Below are 21334 nucleotides of genomic sequence, written 5' to 3' on the forward strand. Positions count from 1 at the left end.
ACGCATCCAGTGAGCCAATTCTTGCAACCATTGCGGGTTGCTTGGTGCAGTGGCAAGTACCCTATGAAGTCTACCCCTCACCATTCTTTCCGGGGTGGTATCTGTCGCATTGTTTTTATTTGGAACCATCATTGGTCCAGTGGGCCTTGCATCCTCCCTCGTGATGTATTCGCGTATCGCGTTGACATAAAACGAGTCCTCAACATGCGGCCCTCTAGCGACGCGAACACATACGCTCTTGTAGGAAGGCCATTTTGGGTTTACACCCGCGCGTTCAATTTGATTTATTTCTTCAGCCATGGTTCCACCTTGATTTCTGCTTGACCTGTTTTACCGGGTGCTGGCAAACCGACTTTAACGGTAACGCCTTGGACTTTGACTGCATCACTTCGCAGCGCAGATGCCAAGGCTCCAGCCAAGACCGGATCGGATTGACTTATTGACTCATTGGCCAACCAGCCTCTCAATCTTGCCGCCGGATCCCCATGCGGCGTACCGGCCTTACTCACGCCATTCACCGAAGATTTCGCATCCATCACCACTACGGTAATCGTATCGCCATTGATCGCCACCGCGCAGCCATCACAGCCGTGGTTGCTACTGTTTTGCAGAGGTTTGAAATTGAGTCCGGTTTTTTCGTTGAGGACTTGAAGGGCCAGTTGCTCGCCCAACACCCCATCATTTACAAGCGAACCGGTCTTCCAATTGGGAAGGTGCGACAGCGGGATACTTTCAAATGTCTGCCCAAACAGGTCTTCAACCGAGCTGAGCTTGGGTGGGCTGATTGCATCAGGGATAACCTGCACTGGTCCTTTTGCACCAGAATCCACCCCTCCGCTGACAGAATCCAGGTTTTTCGTCGTCCTGACTTCCAGCGCAGCAATATGCTCACCAAGCGCCTCACTGTCCTTGGCAAGCATTTTACCCAAAGACTTGCTCGATACCTCAACCCCCGCTTTTGCCAGGGACAGTCCCGCTTTGGCTAGCCCCCCTACTGCGGTCGCGACGCCTGCGACCGTGTAGATCAACGAACCCAGATCACGCCCCAACTGGACTGCCTGATCATCCCCGCCGGTCTCAAGTGCCACCTTCATCCGGTCAATACTGCCCAGCAGGCTCGCCTGTGCCGCCTCGCCAAGTTGAGTGCGTACCTTCGAATCACTGACTACCGAGGCAAGCCCCTGCAGTCCGGTGACCGGATCAGCAAGGAACTCAGCCAGACCTTCAATATCCTGCAGACCACTTTCTGCGAGACCCAGGCCAATACCACCGGCTGTCAGGACATCCTGTTTTACCGAGGTACCCGTCCACTTGGCGGTCACTATCGCCTTAGCTAGCGGCCCCTGGGCTTCTTCCAACTCCTTTTGGTACTGCACATGCTGCTGCGTTGCCAACCAGTTGTTATCGATGTTCGCCGTAGCCGCATTGTTTGCGGTCGCTGCACCGTTCGGATCACTCATGGCGGCAATGCCTGTCACCAGCGTGGTGATGAGGTTGCGCTTGGCTTCTCGCTCTACGGCGGTTTCGTTTGCATCAGCCTCTGCAAACAGCCCTGCCAGCACGCTGGAGGCAGCACCGCCCAAGGCTCCACCCGAACAGCCCTGGTTACTGGCAGCAGCACCGGCACAGCCGAGAATGGCATGCAGCGCCGAGTGTTCAGGACTGCCTTCCTTCAGGCCCTTTTTCACCAGTTCGCCGATGTACGCCGAACCCTGTTGCTGTACGTAGTTGACCACCATGTTCTGGGCAAACTGCGCGCTGCTTCCAGCCACATTGCCACTGACACCCGCGACGAGCGCCGTCGCAATTTGCCGGTAGGTGCCACCCGAACCCCAGTTTTCATCGATTTCCCTGATTTCCTGCTTAAGCGCCTGAATATTGTTGAGGTGTTTGAGTTGATCGGCCTCGGATATTCCGGGCGCTTTCATCAGCGCTCGTTCCTTCTCGACCTGCTCCTTTTTCTGATCGAGTTCTTGCGCCCGACTCGCGATGTACTGCGAAACGTTCTGCACAAACTTGCCAACAATCTCGAACTTCACGCCGATCTCCTCTGCGTCAAAGATCGGCTTGAGTCTGTTGCTGCCATCGCGGTCACTGGCGACATCGGTATTGATCCCGGCAACCGTCTGTTCCGCCGTCTGACCGGTCAGTTCAGCCTGCCTGGCAGCATTGGTAATGGTGACCGCTGCGCCGCTGATCCCGCTGTCGGTGGTACTGCTGGAGCTGTCTCCGGCGTAGAGCACGACCGGTGTGTTAACACTCAGTCCGTCCTTGCTCGGCGCGGTGGGCCCATTGGCGTTGGCCATTGCATTGGCATTGCCTTTGCCATCCAGGCCTATGTCTCCGCCGTAACCACCGCTCAGGTTGATGCTGGTGGCGTCGTACTCTGCCTTGTTCTTGATTGCGGACGTCGTGAGCGTCCCGGTTTCAAGGCTGTTCTTGCCATCCACCACCGCTTTATCGGTACTGGCGATGATGGCGCCCTTGAGATCAGTGTTACCGGCAACTTCGACCTGGAAGCCACCATTGCCAGCCTTGATCCCCGACTGTTCGTTGACACTGGCGTAATCGCTTTGCATCTGCTGCGCGGCGATACCGCCACTGACACTGCTCATGCCAGCACAGAACGGTGGAACGCAGATGCTTACACCGACGCCAGCGCTCATTTGCCTGGAGGTATAGGTGCTGGTGTCCTGAAGGCTTTCGATGTTCAGGTCGCCGCCCACCTTGACCTTGACCTGCTCAGCGGAGACGACCCCTCCCTTGATATTCGTATCCTCGCCACTCTCCAGGCTGACGCTGTTGCCACCCTTGATGTAGGTGTTGGTCTGGGTGACATCGTCACCGTCGGCCATGCCGCGTCCGGCATTTGCCGCCAGCTCGAATGAAATGCCGTTTTGCGCCCCACCAAAGCCGATCCCGATGCCGGCGCTCCAGCCCGAGTTGCTATTGGTACTGTTCTGGCTCGCCGTATTTTGCGCCGCTACCAGGTTGATATTGCCGTCGGCCTTCAGGCTGACATCGCCACCACCCTCGATGCGGCTGCCGATGCCGTTGATGTCGCTATTCGCACCATCCCCCGTGGCAACGACCTTCACGTTTCTGCCAGCCACCACATCGCTGCTCACCACATTGCGACCGCTTTGGCTGCTTTCACTCTGGCTGCGACTGTCACTGAGATTGACGCTGATCTTGATCCCGGCCCGCGGGGCTTCCATAAGCGCCTGACCGGCCTCGACAGCCTGCTTGGCACTCATTGCCGCATTCACAGCAGCCAACGCAACCATCCGGTCATCACTGGTTTTCTGCGCCGCCTCGCCCATCTGCTGAATGTTTTGCAATGCATCAAGCAGCGGGATGCTCACCGTTCCACCGATCGCGGTACGGCTGGTGCTGGTGGTTTTGGAGAACTCCATGCTGTCGTAACCAGCCTGGATATCGACATGCTTTGCGGTGATACCGATGTCACCCGCAGGTGCGACCAACTGGCTGGCGGTCTGGGTGTAACGATCACCCGCCGTCAGGTTGATATTGCCGCCCAACGATGCGACCTGGCTGCCCGACTGGCGTGTAGATGCAAACTCCTCGGTCTGCTTTTGTTTCAGGACCCCTGTTGCGCCCTGCCACCAGGTCGTGCCGATTTCGCCAACTTTCTTACTGCCGGACTTGGAGTTCGAGGCTTCAGTGTTTTCGGCACTGGTGATCGCCAGGTTACCCCCGGAATTGATGCCGATATCCTTGTCGGCCACCAACGTACTGCCTTCAAGCGTAGTGTCGCTGCCACTCCTGATCTCGATGCTGTCGGCGCTGATAGCACTGCCGATGCTCTGGGTTGAGGTGCTCTGGCTCTGTTGCGATTTCTGCGTGGATGAGAACCAACCGGTGGCCGTGTAACCGGCCTTGCTGGAGCTTTTGGACTGAGCGGACGTTTGCGTTTCCTGAGCGGCACCAATCAGTACGTCATTGCCTGCCGTGAGTTTCACTCCTTCTTCGGCGCGCAAGGCCGCGGCGTTCAGCAAGACGTCGTTGTCAGCCTTCAGCTCGATGCTTTCGCCGACCAACTCTGTGCCGTTCAAACGGGTCTGGGTGACTTCTGAACTTCTGGACTTGCTGGAAGTCCAGCTCTTCTTGGACGAGGCGTTGGCCTGCCTTACAGAGTCTTGGGCGGCATCGAGATTGATGTCGCCGCCTGCGGTAACGAGCAATGCCCCATCGCTGTTCAGCTTGGCGCCTGTGGCGTTGAAATCCTCTCCGGCGGAAATGACCAGTTTTGTCCCGGACGAAACACTGGAGCTGACAGATACGTCCGTTTCGGTTTCGGTCATCGTCGACTTTTTCTTGCCGAACGAACCCTTCTTGGTTTTCTCGTAATAGGAATAATCAACGTTGTCAGCTGTCGCCATGTTGACGTTGCCGCCGGCAAACAGATAGGCCTCGTCCCCTGCACTCACCCGGCTGGCAATCAGTTCCAGGTCTTTACTCGCGCTGAGGGTGATGTTGCCCCCCGCATCGACCGTGGTGGATACCTGGCTGACATGCCCTTCCTGCGTCTTGAGCTTTTTCGAGGTGTATGAGGCATACGCTTCGTCGGCCGCCGACATCAGAGTGACGTCGCCCAAAGCAGAAATATCAATATCGCGCAGCGCATCGATCTGACTGGCGATGGCGCTGAAATCGCGACCAGCAACGACACTGACATCACGCCCCGCCGTAACCTGCGAACCGTTCTGGGTGGTGGACTGGGTGCTCACCCGGCCATAGGCCAGGCCATTGCTGGCCTCGGCGGAGAGCAACTGCACATCGCGGCCGGCCTGCAGGCCGATATCGCCACCGCTTTGCAGCACGCCCCCGACATTGATCAGGTCACGACCGGCATTGATGCTCAGGCCATTGGCCGCCTCGATTCGCGCGGCGCTGTCGACATAGTCGGTGCGCTCGTAAAGACGGGCGGTATTGGTGACATGGCTGGTCACCGTCCGCTCGTTGATCACATCGCCGTTGATCGTGGTCAGGTTGACGTCCCGACCGCTGATGATCCCTCCCGCCTTGTTGACGATGTTGTTGCCCGCCAACAGATCCAGGCGGTTGCCCGCCTCGATCAGACCGCTGTTGACGATATCGTTGCCGGCCTTGGCCGAGAGGTTGTTGCTGGCACGCAAGGTGCCGGCGTTGGTCAGGTCCTGGCCGGCGATCAGGCTCACGTCGTTACCGGCAATCAGCGCTCCGTTGGGCGCCAGGCGACCGGCTGCGTTGGCCATGTACAGCACCGGCACCAGCACCTTCTCGCCATTCACCACCACCTCTTCCAGCCAGACGATGTCGTGGGTCAGCGCCGCGACCTGCTGCGCCGTGAGGCTGACGCCAATCGCCAGGTTGAGCTGCTGCTTGCTGGCGATGGCGTTGTCCATGAGGTACTTGAACATCGCTTCGTCGCTGGTCAGCCCGGCGATGAAGCGCTGGCCCGTGCCGGCAACGATGGCCTGCTGGATCAGCCGCTGCTCGTAGAAGCCGTCACCCAGGCGCTTGGCGCTGTCGTCCGGGTTGTAGCCAAGGCCGGAAAGCAGGTAGTCGGAACTCATGAACGACTTGAGGTCGGTGAGCAGCGGGTTGGTTTCGATCAGGTATTTGTGCGGTTGCGAGGCCGCCGTGTGGTCTGGCAGGCCTTGCACGCGGTCGATGGTCTGGCTGCTGGCCGGGGTCGGCGAGGGGGTAGCCGGTGCGTTGATCGCCGTGCTGCCGGCGTCAATCACCGGAGTGTCCGAGCGCTCCGATGCCGGGATCACCGCTTCACGCGCCAGCGGATCGACGGTAGTCACCTGTGCCGATTGTGGCGCACCGACAGCCAGTTGCTGGTCGCGGACTTGTGGCGTCAGCCCCGGCAGGGCCTGGTCGGGACGGGCGCCGGTGGTGTCGCCGTTCACGCGGGTGTCACGGCCCGCAGTGGAGAGGCCGGGCACATTCTGGCTCGCGCCGGGCGTGCTCGGGGTCGCCTGGTTGCCACGCTCCTGCAGGCCAAGATCAGGTTTACCGGCCTGGCCGGCCACGCTGGTATCACGGCTGGTGGCGGGCAGGCCCGGCAGATTGGCGGTCACGCCGATCTGGGTGTCACGGCTGCCCGCTGCCGGGCCGGAGCCGACCCTGGTACCGCGCCCGCCGCCGGGCAGGCCGGGTCCAACGGGGCCGCTGATACCGATCTGGGTATCGCGGCTGCCGGAGATACCGGACAGGTCGACATTCTGGCCCGAGGCACTGATCGAGCCCGAAGGGTCGCCAGTCGGCGCCTGGCTGCCGATGCCGTCGCTGCGGGTGATATCGGCACCATCGCTGCGGGTGGATTGCCAGGTGCCGTTGTTGACGTTACCAGCGGCGGCGACGTTGATCGCGTTGATGGCGGCGCTGACGGTGCTGGCCTCGCGGGCGGCCACCGAGAGCTGCTGGGTGCTCGCCGACAACTGGGTGATGGCGTCCAGTTGCAAGGTGCGGCCGGTGGTGCCCGGGACGGATTGCTCCCGTTGGGCGACATCGATGCTGGCGCCGCTCAGGGTCCAGTTGCGGGGGCCGTTGTCGCCCTGGGCTACCTGGCTGCTACTGGCGGATTGATCACTGAGGCGGAACAGGCCGTTCTGGTTGGTGGGCAGGGTGAAACCTGGGAGGTCCAGGGGGTTGATCTGTTGTTGGGCCAGATTGGGGGGGAGTTGTTTGTTTTGGAGGACGATATTGGATACACCAGCATCCATAGCGGTGGTATCCAACATGCGAGGTGCACCAATTACGCCGGTAGTAAAAGAACGCTCAACACCATTGGCGATTTTTTTGGCTGCTGTGATGGAAACCACCCCACCAGCTTGGACTACTGAGGGAATGAAGCTCGCCCCATCGTCACTGACTATCTTCTCCAATATCAATCCGGCGCTCTGAATTTCTAGCGGAACCTTAATTCCCGCACCTGGCTGGTAATTACCACTTGGAATCGGGATACCATACTTGGGAACCCACTTATCCATGGGGACCCACATGCTTCCAAACACCTGATACCATGCCCAAGACGAGTCATTGCCTGCAGTTACTCCATCTATTCTGATAGTGGCGACTGTCTCAGCGCCTGCTGCATTCCAGAAATGAATACCTCCATTGTAATTTTTATCATTTTCAGAGTTATATTTAAGAATATCTGTCAGAAGCCCCCAGCTCGGCAAAGTAACATTGAGATACTTAAGAACAGTGTACCCTCCGAGAGAGGAACCAATATTGGAAAAGCTATCGCTTTTAATATCTAGCTCACCCACAGATGAAATCAATGAGTTACTATTTAGAACATCACTTCCGCGAATAGAAAAATTTCGCCCCGAAATCAAACTAGCCTGCTGAGAGCTTTCTTCCGAAACAGAAGAACTGCCGTATTTTTGGGCCCAGACAAGATGAGATCCACCTGGAATATAAGGATCCCAAACTTCATTAAGACCATTACAAGAAACGCACCTGACGCCGATATATCCAGATTCTAGATTTTCTTGTATTTCAAAATCTCGCCGTTTGTTTACAACTGCCTCCGAAACAATCGAAAAATCCCCCCCACTCTCAATCGTCCCGGAAATATTCTCCAACAACGTCGACCGATTCCCCTGCGCATCCTTCGCAACCCGAATCGCCCCCAGCCCGTAGATATCCCCTTGCTGGTTGGAAAGACTGTCCGCATACAGCGCCATGTCTGCACCGCTGAAGACAAACCCGCCCTGGTTCACCAGGCTGGCGGTGGTCGCGGTCAGCCCCAGCGCGCCACCCAGCGAACCCTGGTTGACGATGCTGCCGGCCGACAGCGTCAGGCTGGACGCCGAGGTCACCCGCCCGGCGTTGCTCAGTTGCCCGCCGACGGTGATCCCCGTGGCACCACCTCCGGCAATGCTGGCCGCACTGCCCACCAGCAGTTGCACTACCCCGAGGTTCATCGCCCCCAGGCTGGTGATACGCGCCCCGGCATTCAGCGTGCCGCTCAGGTTCAGGTCCAGGCGTCCGTCACTGGCGATCAGTCCGCCGGTGCTCCAGTTGCTGCCGCTGCCGCTGAAGCTCTCCGAGGCGAGCAGTTGGCCGCCGGCGACCTGGGTCAGTTCGCCGACATTCACCGTCAGCCGCCCGGCCTGGACCACGCTGCTGTTGGTCCAGGTGCTGGCGGCGATGGTCAGGCCGCCGCGGGTGACCAGGTTGCCGCCCGCGTTGGTCAGGTTGGCCGTGGAGATATCGAACGTCCCACTCCCCCCATGCAGCACCGAACCGTCGAGGTTGCTCAGCCGCCCCGCATTCAAGGTCAGGTCGGCGCTGCTCACCTCCAGCTTGCCGTAGCGGTTGTCGAAGTCGCGCAGTACCTGGAACTCAGTCTTGCCCGCACCGCCCAGCGCCCGCAGCACGCCGCTCTGGTTGTCTAGGTCGCCGGCCGAGACCAGCAGGTGGCTGTCGCTTTCGATCACCCCGGAGCGGTTGACCAGCGCGTCACCCAGCGCCAGTTCCACGCGGTTGCCGGCCAGCTGTCCGCCGCTGTTGTCCAGGCGCAGGCCATCGACCCGGACCAGGCCCTTGGCGTAGAGGCCGCCACCGGCATTGGTGAAGTCGCCGCCGGCAATCCGTGCATCACCGCTCTGCGCAGCCATGCTCCCGCCGCTGTTGTCGGTGACGCCCGCCTGCACGAGCAGTTGCTGGCCCTGCACCACGCCACCCTTGCCGGCGAGGTCGCGGCCGTTGTCGAGCAGGCCGCCGATCTTGAGGTCGAGCAACCCGGCAAGGCTGGCAACTGTGCCGCCCTGGTTGCCGAGACTGGCGGCCCGCTGGACCACCAGGTTGCCGTCCTGCGTGAGCAGGGTGCCGTTGCGGTTGTCGAGGGCGCCGAGTACGTCCAGCACCAGGCCGCTCTGTCCTTGTACCTGGCCTTGCTGGTTGCTCAGCCCGGCGGCTTGCACGCGCACATCGGCGCTTTGGCTGTAGATCAGGCCGCCGGCATCGTTGTGCAGCAGCGAGCTGGCGATCAGCTTGACCTGATCCCTGGCCGCCACGGTGCCCAGCTGGCGGTTGTCGAGGGTGCCGGCGTTGAGTTCCAGCCCCGCGCGGCTGACGATCTTGCCGCCACGGTTGAGCACTTGCAGGGCCTGGGTCAGCAGCAGGCTGCCGGCGCTGGTCAGGGTGCCGGCGTCGTTGTTCAGGGTGCCGCGCAGGTCGAGGACCAGGCTGCCGTTGCCGGCAATACGGCCATTGCTGTTGTCCAGGTCAGTGCCGTTGACCGTCAGCAGTTGCTGGGCGTCGATGCTGCCGCCGCGGTTGCCGAGGCTGGCGACCACCAGTTGCAGCGCCTCGCCGCTGGACAGCACGCCCCCGGCGTTGTCGAGGTTGGCCGCGCCGATATCCATGCGCCCCTGGCTGACCAGGGCGCCATCGCCGCTGTTGAGCAGGGCGCCGCTCAGTTGCACATCCAGCGCGCCATTGCGGCTGGACAGGGTGCCGAGGTTACGGTTGTCGAGGCTGGTGCCGTACAGGGTCAGGCCCTGCCAGCCGGAGAGCAGGCCCTGCTGATTGTTGACGCTGCCGACGTTGAGGACCAGGCGCTGGCTGCCGATCAGCTTGCCGTTGCGGTTGTCCAGGCTGTTGGCGTTGACGGTGACGGTCTGCTGGCTGGACAGCTCGCCGCCGGCGTTGTCGAAGGCGCCGATACGGTCGAGGGTCAGTGCGCCCCTGGCGAGAATCAGGCCGCCGCCGTTGGCCAGGTCGTTGCCGTTGAGGCCGAGGGTCACGCCCTGGTCGCCGACGATGCGCCCGTTGGCCAGCTGTAGTGCGCCGAGGTCCAGCTTGAGGTTGCTGCGCGCAGAGACTTCACCGCCACGGCTGTCGAGACTGCTGGCCGTGAGGGTCAGGCCGCCCTGGCTGTTGATCAGGCCGGCAGCGCTGTTGTTCAGCGCACGTACAGTCAGGGTCGCCGCACTGGCACCGAGCAGGCTGCCGCCCTGGTTGTAGAGGTCGCCGCTGTTCAGGCCGAGCAAGCCGGCGGCGCTGATCAAGCCCTGCAGGCGGTTGTCGAGCAGACCGCGGCTGGTCAGTTGCAGGTCGCCACGGCTATTGAGGATGCCTTCGCGGTTGTCCAGCGAACCGGTACTGATATCGAGCCTGGCGGCGCCGACCAGACCGTTGCCGTTGCTCAGGGCCTGGGCGATCTGCAGGTCCAGATTCTGGCTGCTCAGCAGACGGCCGTTATCGTTGACCAGGCTGCGGGCATCGAGGGTGAAGGTCTGGGCGCTGGAGATCTCGCCGTTGCGGTTGCTGACGTCAGACAGGTTGCTCAGCAGCAGCGGGCCGACGGTGTTGATCAGGCCGCCCTGGTTGTTCAGCGTGCCGCCGTTGAGGTCCAGGCTCAGGCGGGTGTTGCTGGTCAGCTTGCCGCCCTGCTGGTCGAGGCCGCCGACGCTGGCAGTCAGCGCCTTGAGGCTGCCGATGGTGCCGCCGTTGTTCAGTTGGCTGGCGATGAGGTCGAGGGTTTGCGCGCTGTTCAGGCGGCCACCGATGTTGCTCAGCAAACCGGTGGTGACGCTGACCGCGCCCTTGGCGCTGAGGCTGCCACGGCTGTTGTCCAGGCTGGCGCTGCGCAGTACCAGGCCGCCATCGGTGAGCAGTTCGCCGTCGCTGTTGTTCACCCCGGCGTTGACGGTCAGGCTCAGGTCGGCGGCGCTGCTCAGGCTGCCGCCACTGTTGTCGAGGCTGGCGGCGGTGAGGTTCAACGTTGATTCGCTGCTGAGGGTGCCCTGGCGGTTGGCCAGTTCACCGCTGAGATTCAGCACCAGCGGCAACCGGGCGAAGATGGCGCCCCCGCTGTTGTCCAGGCTCGCACCGCCCAGGCTGACGCCCTGCCCGTTGAGTTGCCCGCGGGCGCGATTGATCACGCTCTGCACGGTCAGGGTCAGGTTGCCAGCGGCAAACACCAGCCCGGCGTCGCTGTTGTCCAGGCTCTGCCCGGTGAGGCTGATATCGCTGTTGCTGGTCAGCTCGCCGCCACGGTTGTCGACACTGCCGATCTCGAGTTTCAGCGCTTTTGTGGCGCCCAGCAGGCCGCTGCGGTTGTCCAGACGGGTGGCGGTGAGATCGATCCGGTCGGTGCCGATCACCTGACCACCCTGGTTGTCGATGGCCGTGGCGTTCAGTTCCACCAGCGCCTTGCCGGCGATCTCGCCCAGGCGGTTGTCGAGGCTGGCACCGGCAATGCTCATTACGCCATCGGCGATCAGCGTGCCGCGCTGGTTGCGCAGCCACTCGCCGCTATTCACGGTAAGGGCGCCGCGGCTGCTGATAAGGCCGTCGCTGTTGTCCAGGCGCAGGCTGCCGAGGTCCAGACTCATGGCGCTGATGCGGCCGTTGGCGTTGCCCAGCAGTTGCTCGATGCGCAGGGTCAGGCCCTGGTTGCTGACCAGCTTGCCGTTGCCGTTGTCGAAGCTGCGCGCCGCCAGGCTGAAGGCGCTCTGGCTGGAGATTTCGCCGGCGTTGCTGACCGCGCCCAGATTATTCAGGATCAGGTTCGGCGCGTTGATCAGCCCCAGGTTGCTCAGGTCGCCGTGGTTGAGGTCGAGGCTCAGCAGGCTGTTGCTGAACAGCTCGCCCTGCTGGAGCAGTCCGCCGAGGCTGGCAGTCAGTGCGCCGCTGCTGGCGATACGGCCGCCGTTGCTGACCTGGCCGGCGGTCAGGTCCAGCGTCCCGCTGCCGATCAGGCGGCCGCCGAGGTCGTTGGCGAAGTGGCCGGTGACCAGGGTGGCGTTGCCCTGGCTCTTGATCAGACCCTGGGCGCTGTTGTCCAGGCTGGCACTGCGCAGGTCGAGGGCCTGGGCGCTTTCCACCATGCCGCCCTGATTGAGCAGCGCGGCGCTGGCCTCGAGCTTGAGCAGGCCGGCGCTGGACAGGCTGCCGGCGCGGTTGTCCAGCTGGCTGCCGGCAAGCGTCAGCTTGCCTTCGCTACTGATACTGCCCTGGCCGTTGTCGAGATCACCCAACAAGCGCACGCCCAGGTCGCGCTGGGCAGCGAGAGTGCCGCCGCCATTGTCCAGGCGAGTGCCGGCCAGGCTGATGTCCTGGGCGAACAGCAGGCCACGGGCCTGGTTGATCACCCGGGTGACGGTCACTTCCAGTGCGGTACCGGCAAGCAGCTTGCCACCGCTATTGTCCAGCAGCGCGCCGCTGACCTCGACCTGTTGCTGGCTGGAAAGGTTGCCGCCACGGTTGTCGATGGACGCCACGTCGATTTTCAGCGCTTTTGTGCTGCCCACCAGGCCGCCGGCGCCGTTGTCCAGGCGCTCGCCGCTCAGGCTCAGCTCGCCTTGGGCGACCAGCTCGCCGCCCTGCTGTTCGAGCACGCCGACAGTGGCGCGCAGGTCGCTCTGGCTGGCGATACGGCCCTTGCCGTTGCCGGCCGTGTCGGCGTTCAGGCTGAGCAGACCACTGGCACTGATCAGGCCCGCCTGGTTGCGCAGCTCGGTGGCGCCCAGGTCCAGCGCCCGCACGCCGTTGACCACACCCTGGCGGTTGTCCAGCAGGGCCAGGCGCAGGAGCAGGTCCTGGTTGGCACGAACCACGCCGGCGCGGTTGTCCAGGCCGGTGCCACGCAGGGTCAGGGTGTTCTGTCCGAACAGGCGGCCGCCCCGGTTGTCGAGGCTGCCCACCAGCAGTTCCATCGCGCCCTTGGCCAGCAGGCTGCCGCCGGCCTGGTTGTCCAGCAGGCCACCGACGTTCACACCGAGGCGGCCATCGCTGACCAGGCTGCCGTCGTGACTGTTGTCGAGGCTGCCCGCCGTGACCTGCAGGCGCTGCGCGGCGCCCAGGGTGCCGCCCTGGTTGCCCAGGGCACCGGTCACCGTCAGGTCGAGGGTGCTGTCGCCCATGATCTGGCCTGCGGTGTTGCTCAGGCTGGCAGCGCGGATCAGGTTGCTGCCGGCGGCGGAGACCTCTCCTCCGTCGTTGCCCAGCGCCCCGGCGACCGTCAGGTCGAGGGCGGCGGAGCTGCTGAACAGCCCGTCGCGGTTATCCAGGCTACCGGCCTCGGCAGTCAGGCCCTCGGCCACAATCTGCCCGCCGACGTTGAGCAGCGCCTGACGCACCAGCAGGCTGATGGCGGCGTCGCTGAGCAGGTCGCCGCCGCTGTTGTCGAGGCTCTGCGCCGTGAGCGCGAAGCCTTGCTCGCTGGAAATCTCGCCGCCGCGATTGAGCACCGTGGCCAGGTTGCGCAGCACCAGCGGGCCCGGCGCATTGATCAGGCCACCGCTGTTGTCGAGCAGGCCGTTGTTGAGGTCAAGAGTCAGCGCGCTGTTGCTGTACAGCTCGCCGCCGCTGCGCTGGTCAAGACCGCTGACACTGGCCACCAGCGCCTTGGCGCTGGCGATCCGGCCGCCACGGTTGTCCACCAGGCCGGCAGTCAGGTCGAGACGATCGACAATGGTCAGACGCCCGGCCTGGTTGGTGAAGGTGCCGGTAGCGAGCTGCACACGACCGTCGGCAGCGACACGGCCACGGCTGTTATCCAGCGCAAGGCTGGTGAAGGTCAGCGTGCCGCCGGCGAGAATATCCCCGCCGAGGTTGCCGACGCCCTGCCCCGCCGTGAGCAACAGGTTGGACGCGCTGGTGATGCGCCCGCTGTCGTTGACCAGGCTGGCCAGGTCGAGACCCAGGCCGGCATCGCTGCGCACAACGCCTTGGGCATTGTTCAACTGGCCATTGACGCCGCTGCCCGCACGCAGCAGCAGCGACAGCCCGGTCTTGCCATACAGGCTGCCCTGGGCGCTGTTGTCCACCTGGCCGGCGACGATAGTGACCGCCTGTTGCCCGGAGACGATGCCTTTGGCCTGGTTGTCGAGGCGTGCCAGGGTCAGTTGCAGGGCGCCGTTGGCGACCAGGCGCCCACCGGCGCTGTTGTCCAGCCGGGTGCCGGTGGCGGTCAGGCTGGCGACGCTGGCGATTTCGCCGCCGCGGTTGTCCAGGCTGGCGACATCCAGGGTCATGGCGCCACCGGAATTGAGCAAGCCGGCCAGGCGGTTGTCCAGTTCGTTGCTGCGCACCTGCAACGCGCCGCCTGCAGTCAGGCGGCCACCCTGGTTGAGCAGTTGCCCGGCGATCGTGAGGTCAAGAGCGCCATCGCTGGTGACCCGGCCCAGGTTGTTGTCCAGGCTGGCGGCACTCACCGTCAAGGCGTCTCCGGCCAGCAGGCGGCCCTTGCCGTTGCTGAGAGCGCCGGTCGCAGTCAGGGTCAGTTGCCGGTCACCCTGGATCAGACCCGCGTCGTTGCGCAGCACCACGCTGCCCAACGTGGTGCGGTTGCCGACCAAGCTGCCCTGGCGGTTGTCCAGGGTGCCATCGGCCAGCAGGGTCAGGCCGTTGCGCGCTTCTAGCGTGCCCTGCTGGTTGACCAGGCTGCCGGCACGGACATCCAGCGCCGCAGCCTTGATCAGCCCCTTGGTGTTGTCCAGAGCCTGGGCGATGCGCAGGGTCAGGGTCTGTTCGCTGAGTAGCTTGCCGCCATTGTCGAGCCGGTTCGCGGCCAGCTCGAAGGACGTGGCGCTGGAGATTTCGCCGCCCAGGTTGGCGACGCTGCCGAGGTTTCTGAACAGCAATTGATCAGGCGCATTGATCAAGCCGCCCTGGTTGTTCAGTGCACCGCCGTTGAGGTCGAGGGTGACACCAGACTGGCTGGAAAGCCGACCGCCGTCGCGCTGGTCGAGGCTGGCCGCACTAACGTCGAACTGCTGTCCGGCGAACAGGGTGCCGTGGCGGTTGTCTACAGCGCCGAGGCTAGTCAGGTCGAACGCGGTATCGCCTTGCAGCAGGCCCAGGCGGTTGTCCAGCGAGCCGACACGCAGCACCGCGCTGTCTGCCAGCAGCTTGCCGCTCTGGTTGTCGAACGCCTCGTCGACCACCAGGGCGATGGCTCCGGCGCTGTTCAGACTACCGGACAGGTTGACCAGGCTGCCGGCACGCACGTCCAGCCTTGGCGCTGAAACCAGGCCCTTGCTGTTGTCCAGCCACTGCGCGATGCGTAGCGTCAGGCCCTGCTCGCTGAGCAGCTTGCCACTGCCGTTGTCCAGCGCCGTGGCCGCCAGCACGAAAGCCTGCTGGCTGGAGATTTCGCCCGCGCGGTTGTCGACGCGGCCCAGACGGTTCAGCAGCAGAGCGCCGGGGGTGGTAATCCAGCCGTCACGGTTGTCCAGCAGCCCGCCGACGAGGTCGAGGGTGAGCCGGGTCTGGCCGTTGAGCCGGCCGCCGCCATGGTTGTCCAGGCTGGCCGCCGTCAAGGTCAGATCCTGCCCGGCGAGCAGTTGGCCGTTGACGTTCAATACATCAGCCGACTGGCTCAGGGTCAGCGACGTGTCGCCCTGGATCAGGCCGTCGCTGTTATCCAGCGATTGGCTGGTGACCGAGGTGTTCGCCCCGAGCAGCTTGCCCTGCTGGTTACCCAGCAGCGTATCGACGTTCAGGGCCAGGCCCTCCCGGGCCTCGACCAGACCGTCGCGGTTGTCCAGGCTACCCGCGCGCAGGTCCAGCGCTGCCGCACCGAGCCGGCCATTGCCGTTGAGCAGGGCACGGGCGATACGCAGGCCCAGGTCCTGTTCGCCGAGCAGCTTGCCGTTGCGGTTGTCCAGACTGTCGGCAGCAAGAACGAAGGCGTGCTGGCTGGAGATCTCTCCGCCACGGTTATCGACGCTGCCAAGGTTGCGCAGCAGCAACTGGCCCGGAGCGTTGATCAGGCCGGCCTGGTTGTCCAGTTGACCGTGATTGAGGTCGAGGGTGACATTGGCCTTGCCGTAGAGCTTGCCGCCGCCGTTATCGAGGCTGGCACCGCGTACGTGGAGCACTTGCCCGGCGTACAGGGTGCCCTGGCGGTTGTCGAGGGCCGCCCGGCCAGCGAAATCGAGCCGGCTGTCGGCCTGCACCAGGCCTTGCCGGTTATCCAGGGAGCCGACTGTGACCACCGCATTGTCGGCAAGCACCTTGCCCTCGCGGTTGTCCAGCGTGTCATCGACGTCCAGTGTCAGGCCACCGCCGGCGCTGAGGCTGCCGGACAGGTTCAGCAGACGACCCGCGCGCAGATCCAGGGTGGGTGCCGACACCAGCCCCTTGCTGTTGTCGAGCAGGCCGGCAATGCGCAGGGTCAGGGCCTGTTCGCTCAGCAGCTTGCCGCTGCCGTTGTCCAGCGTCGCCGCCGCCAGCAGGAAAGCCAGGTTGCTGGAGATCTCACCGCCGCGGTTGTCCACCGAACCGACATTGCTCAGCAGCAATTGTCCGGGGCTGTTCAGTCGGCCGCTCTGGTTGTTCAGATGGCCATTGCCGAGGTCGAGCGTCAGGCTGCCCTGGCTGAGCAGTTGCCCATCGTCCCGCTGATCGAGGCCGGAGACCCTGGCACTCAATAGCTCGGCGCTGCTGATGCGTCCGCCGTCGCCATTGTTGACCTGCCCTGCCTGCAATTCGAGCACGCGATCACTGCGCAGGGTGCCTTTGGCATTGTCCAGCACGCCGCCGAGCACCAGCGCCAGCCGCTCGCTGGCGAACAGGGAGCCCTGGGCGTTATCCAGGCTGGCGGCGTTCAGGGTCAGTTGCCGGGCACCCAGGTTGCCTGCGGCGTTTAGGACCCGTCCGCGACTGTCGAGCAGCAGGCTGTTATCGCCCTGGACCCGGCCACTGCGGTTGTCGAGGGTGCCGGTGGTCACGCCCAGATCGCGGGCGAGCAGTTCACCACCGCTGTTGTCGAGTGCGTCGTCTACCACCAGTTGCAGGCCATCCCGTGCCTCCAGCTTGCCCTTGGCGTTACCGAGGCTGCCGACCCGACCTTCGACCCGCTGCGCCGACACCAGGCCGGCGGCATTGTCCATGGCCTGAGCAATGCGCAGGGTCAGCGCCTGCTCGCCCAGCAGCTTGCCGCTGCGGTTGTCCAGGCGAGTGGCTGCCACTTCAAAGACCAGCTTGCTGGAAATCTCGCCACCGCGGTTATCGACGCTGCCGAGGTTGCGCAGCAGCAACTGGCCGGGGGCATTGATCAGGCCGCTCTGGTTGTCCAGGTGGCCATGGTTCAGGTCGAGGCTGACGTCGGCCTTGCCGTAGAGCTGGCCGCTGCCGTTGTCGAGGCTGGCAGCGCGCAGGTCGAGGGCCTGCCCGGCGTACAGGGTGCCTTGGCGGTTGTTCAAGACCGCTCGGCTTGTGACTTCGAGGCGGCTGTCGGCCTGCATCAGGCCTTGCCGGTTATCCAGTGAACCGACCGCGACCGATGCATTGCTGGCGAGCACCTTGCCGTCACGGTTATCCAGCGTGTCGTCGACGTTCAGGCCAAGGCTGCCGCCTGCATTGAGGCGACCGGAAGCGTTGAGCAGGCTGCCGGCGTGAAGGTCGAGGGTCGGTGCCGACACCAGTCCCTTGCTGTTGTCCAGCAAACGGGCAATGCGCAGGGTCAAGCCCTGCTCGCTGAGCAGCTTGCCAGCGGTGTTGTCCAGCGCATCGGCAGCCAGCAGGAAGGCCAGGTTGCTGGAGATTTCGCCATTGCGGTTGTCTACCGTCCCCAGCTGTTTGAGCAGCAATTGCCCGGCGGCATTGAGCCGCCCGTTTTGATTGCTCAGGTGGCCGTTGTTCAGATCGAGGGTCAGGCTGCCCTGGCTGAGCATCTGGCCATCGTCCAGTTGCTCCAGCCCGGCGACACTGGCGTTCAGGTGCGCGCCGGCCCCGATGCGACCGGCGCTGCCGTTGTTCAGCTGGAGGGCACGCAGATCAAGACGTTGATCACTGCGCAGGCTGCCCTGGCGGTTGTCCAGCAGGCCAGTGCCGAGGATTTCGAGGTGTTCGCGGGCGAACAGGTCGCCCTGACGATTGTCCAGGCTCGCGCCGCTCAGACGCAGATGAGCCTTGCTGCTGAGGCTGCCGTGCAGGTTGAGCAGTCTGCCGACGGCCAGGCCCAGGTCTCCTGCGGTGGCCAGGGTGCCGCCCTGGTTGAGCAGTTGCCCGATGATGGTGGCATCCAGACTGCCATTACTGGTCCAGGTGCCAGCGCTGTTGTCCAGGCTGGCCGCAGTGAGGCTGAAGGCGCTGCCGGCGACCAGGCTGCCCGTGCCATTGAGCACGGCACCACGGCTGTCGAGGACGACGCGCTGGTCGCCCTGGATGCGCCCGTGACGGTTGTCCACTTCGCCAGCGCTCAGGCTCAGCTCGCGGGCCAGCAGCTCGCCGCCGCGGTTGTCGAGCAAGCCACCGACGCTCAGGCTGAGGTCGTTGCCGATGGTGAACGTGCCGGCGGCGTTACCCAGGCTGCCGATACGACCGTCCAGGCGCGCAGCGGAGACCAGGCCGGCGGCGTTGTCCAGGGCGCGGGCGATGCGCAGGGTCAGCAACTGGTCACTGAGCAGCTTGCCGTCACGGTTGTCGAGGCTGGCGGCATCGAACAGGAAGGCCCGGCTGCCGGAGATTTCTCCGCCACGGTTGTCCACCGTGTTCAAGGCGTTGAGCAACAGTTGGCCCGGGGTATTGATCAGCCCGCCCTGGTTGCCCAGGTGCCCCTGGTTGAGCGTCAGGGCCAGGTCGTTCTGGCTGTAGAGCTGGCCGCCGTCCAGTTGCTCCAGGCTGGCGATATCGGCATTGAGGTTGTAACCGTGGATGCGCCCGGCCTGGCTATTGTCCAGATGTCCGCTGCGCAGTTGCAGGGTGCCGCCAGCGGCCAGCTCGCCGCGCTGGTTGATCAGGTCGGCGCTGCTCAGTTGCAGGTCGCCGCCCGCCGTGAACAGGCCGCTCTGGTTGAGCAGGTTGCCGGCCAGGGTAGCGGTCAAGCCTGTGCTGCTGGAGAGCTTGCCGAAGCGGTTGTCCACCGTGCCGGCCTGCAACGTCAGTTGCGCACCGCTGGCGAGGACGCCGTCGCGGTTGTCGACACTGCCTGCCGTCAGGCGCAGCTCATTGCTGGCCTGGATCCGGCCATTCTGGTTGTCCAGCGGGCCGACATCGAGGCGCAGGTCGCCACCCAGTACCTGGCCGGCGCGATTGTCCAGGCCAGTGGCGGCGGTCAGGCCGAGGCTGCCTTCGCTTTTCAGCGTTCCGCCCCGGTTGTCCAGTTGGTCGCCACGCACCTCGAAGTCACGGGTGCTGGAGATCTCGCCACTCCGGTTATCGACGCTGGCGAGGTTGTCCAGTTGCAACGGGCCGGGCGCGGTCACCAGGCCGCCCTGGTTGTTCCAGTGGCCTCGGTTGAGGTCCAGGTGAATGCCCGACTGACCATGCAGGCGGCCCGTGCTGTTGTCCAGGCTGCCCACGGCAAGCTGCAGATCGCCCTGGGCGCTGAGGTTGCCGTCGTGGTTGTTCAACGCCCCGCCGATGCGGGCGACAAGGCCTGCGCGGCTGGAGAGCATGCCCTGCTCGCCGTTGCTCAGGCTGGCGGCGTCGATCCGCAGGCCCTGTGCGGCTATCAGGCCGGCGTTGTTGATCAGGGTGCGGGCTATTTCCAGCGTCAACGCCTGGTCGCTGAGCAGTTTGCCGGCGGCGTTGTCGAGGTTACTGGCGGCAAGGGTGAAGGCGCGCCGGCTGGAGATTTCGCCCTGGCGGTTATCGACATCGGCGAGGTTGTCCAAGGTCAACTGGCCGCTGGCGTTGATGACCCCGGCGCGGTTGTCCAGCGTACCGTGGCGCAGGTCGAGGCTCAGTCCGGCGTCGCTGTGCAGGCGGCCGCCCTGGTGCTGATCGAGACTGCCGACGCTGGCCGTCAATTGCTGCTGGCTGCTCACCTGGCCGCCGCCGCTGTTGTCCAGCAGGCCGGCGACGTAGGCGTCGAGCCCCTGCCCGGCGCTGACCAGGCCGGCGACGTTGTCCAGGCTCGCCACGCGCAAAGTGACCTGGCCGAGGCCGGACAGTTCGCCATTGCGGTTGATCAGCCGGTTACTGTTCAGCGCCAGCGCTGAGCCGCTGCTGAACAGTCCGCCCTGGCCATTGAGCAGGGTCTGGCTATTGCTGCCAAGCGTGCCGCCGGCTAGTACGCGGCCACGGTTCTGGTTATCCAGCCGAGTCGCATCGACCTGCGCATTGCGCCCGGCACTGAGGGTACCGCCCTGGTTGTCCAGCTCAGCGGTGGTGATCGCAAGGTCGCGGCTGGCCGCCAGGGTACGGCCTGTGTTTTCGAGGGTCTGTGCGCTGATGCTCAGATCGCCCTGCCCGTTGCGGCTGTTGTCGGCGTTGACGCCCGCCTCGATCACGCCCTGGTTGAGCACCCGCCCCGCACTGTCGATGGTCAGGCGGTCCCGTGCCGCCAGGCTCTGGTGGTTGTTCACCTCGCCTTGCGCGGTGATCGCCAGGTTGTTGCCGGCGTACAGCGTGCCCTGGGCATCGACCGATCGTGCCTTGACCGCCGCCGAACCACCTGCCGACACCTGCCCAAGGCTCAACTTGCCGTTGGCATCGATCTGGATATCGCCGCCAGCGATCATGTCGCCTGCCAGCTTCACGCCGACGCCGGCTTCGGTACCCACCAGGCGAATGGTATCGACGTACATGCCGCCCAACACCGACGAGTCCACCGCCAGCTCCGGGACCTGACTGCCGTCTGCCACGCGCGCGGTGGCTGCCAGGGTTCGGGCATCAACGTCATTGCGACCGGCAACGATATCGAGCTTCTTCGCCTGCAGCTGGGCGTTGATCTGTGCCGACCGGGTGATGATTTCGAACTGGTCGACATTGCCTGCATTGAGCCCGGCGCCCTGGATCGCAACGCTGCCCTGATCGACCTGGTAACGGTTGAGCTGGCCGTTTTCGATCACTGGCTTGCCCGTGCTCAAGGTCACTTTCGGCGTGTTGATGAAGCCGCAACCATCGCAACTGATGCCGTAGGGGTTGGCGACGATCACATGGGCCGACTTGCCCGCCACTTCGGTATAACCACGCAACTGGCTGGGACTGCCGCCGTTGACTTCATTGAGGATGATGTCGGCGGCACGACCGCTGAAATTCGGGTTGCCGACGATGATGCCGCCCAGTTGGGTGCTTTGCGTCCGATCCGTGGCGTTGTTGAGGATCAGGCCCTTGGCATCGACGTTGTAGTCCTTGAACTGGTTGTGCGACAGCCCGCCGGCATTGGGCGCGGCGATGTTGACCACCGGGACGCCGTTGCCCGCCTGAGCCAGCCCGGTGCCGGGCGCACTGACGGCGATACCCTCGGCCTGGGCCCACAGCGGTTGCCAGAACATGACGTTAGCCAGCAGAAACGCCAGGGCACGCTTGGGGATGCCGCAGAAGTTTTCACGGGCTTGCAGGGTCGCCGAAGGCTGGCGCAGCAGGAAAGCGAATTGACGGACATCCATGTCGTGGTCTCGATTCG

The 21334-nt window shown here is 64.0% G+C and carries 1 protein-coding gene; it reads right to left on the minus strand.

All coding sequences use genetic code 11. The features are described 5' to 3' along the window. Positions 1 to 284: 284 nt before the first annotated feature. Entirely contained in the window at positions 285 to 21317 is a 21033-nt protein-coding gene (locus AC05QJ_RS19435; protein ID WP_476742913.1) for a hemagglutinin repeat-containing protein, read from the minus strand. Positions 21318 to 21334 lie beyond the last annotated feature (17 nt).

Source organism: Pseudomonas sp. TUM25319 (genome assembly GCF_056388475.1).

Excerpts from the sequence above, each read along its gene's own strand:
- AC05QJ_RS19435 (WP_476742913.1), bottom strand. The coding sequence starts at position 21,317 with ATGGATGTCCGTCAATTCGCTTTCCTGCTGCGCCAGCCTTCGGCGACC.